Genomic DNA, 1,118 nt, shown 5'->3' with positions numbered 1-1,118 from the left:
ACCTGTTCGGCTCCCTCCGCTGGTTCCTGACGAGCTTCATCATCCGTATGACCCTCTGCGCCGACAGCTAGTTGCACACTAGGAAGTGGAAGCGCTTCAAGTAGCATGCGGCGCCAAGGACTCCGCCTGGACCGTCCGAGGATTGCTTCATGAGGAAAAGTAGGTCAATACGGCGCGTGCACATGACACTGATGATACGGATGTCAGTCGGGTTTTGGATACGGCCACCGCCGGCAAGGTCTGCACCGGCATAGGAACACCAGTTACAGATGATACCGAGGATCTTGGGTTGCCATTCGCCTGGCTGTCTTACTATTGGGTTTTCAGGTGGTGCGCCCATTTACTGTTCACCTCCCAGGAGGAATGCATCAATCTGTGCAACAATCTGTGGGGTTGCGAAATGCTGCATCCAGATTGCGCCGCCGGGGCAGAACCCGCCGCAGGTACCGCAGCCTTTGCACTTTGCCTCGGTGACCTGCATGACCTGGCGCCCGTCTTTTTCGACGAGTGACAGGGCACTATACGGGCAGAGGTTTACGCACATGCCGCAACCTGCACATTTCTCTTCAATGCACATAGCGAAGTACGGCTCCAGTTCGACTTCTCCCGTGTGGATGGGGATACTTGCTGCGGATGCTGCACCTTCCGCGGAAGCGACGGTGTCAGGAATATCCTTCGGACCCTGGCAGACACCGGCAAGGAACACACCGGCCGTGGTAGTTCCGCACGGGTTCAGCTTCGGGTGCGCTTCGAGCAGCCAGCCGTCCATGGAACAGGATACGCCGAAGAGCTTCCTGGTCCGGTTCGTGTCTGCAGAGGGCTGCACGGCCGCTGCGAGAACGACAAGGTCAGCCTCGAGTTTCATGGGCCGGTCGAGCAGCGTGTCATCTGCATAGACATACAGGTTCTTCGTTGCCGGGTCTTCCTGGATATTTGAAACACGGCCTCGGATGAACTTTGCACCCTCGTCCTGGATGCGGTAGTAGAACTCTTCGTACATTTTTCCGAATGAACGGATGTCCATGTAGAAAATGTATGACTGGACCCCCGGGATCTTCTCATATACTTGGTGAGCATGCTTCAGGGAGTACATACAGCAGAACCGGGAACAGTAAGGT

2 protein-coding genes are annotated in these 1,118 nt (G+C 56.2%); both read right to left on the bottom strand.

Features of this window, described 5'->3' with window-relative positions; all coding sequences use genetic code 11:
* Window positions 1-67: 67 nt before the first annotated feature.
* Entirely contained in the window at window positions 68-340 is a 273-nt protein-coding gene (locus CW742_RS15510; RefSeq protein ID WP_369333027.1) for a hydrogenase iron-sulfur subunit, read from the bottom strand.
* On the bottom strand, window positions 341-1,118 hold a 778-nt coding region (locus CW742_RS14490; protein WP_292421597.1), incomplete at its 5' end, for a 4Fe-4S binding protein. It abuts the gene before it with no gap.

It is taken from the genome of Methanoregula sp. (genome assembly GCF_002835825.1).
Classification (GTDB): Archaea; Halobacteriota; Methanomicrobia; order Methanomicrobiales; family Methanospirillaceae; genus Methanoregula.
Note: the sequence above shows the minus strand (reverse complement) of the source record. Positions and strands in the feature narration are given on the sequence as shown.

Coding starts and splice junctions, on each gene's coding strand:
- CW742_RS15510 (WP_369333027.1), bottom strand. CDS start 340: ATGGGCGCACCACCTGAAAACCCAATAGTAAGACAGCCAGGCGAATGG.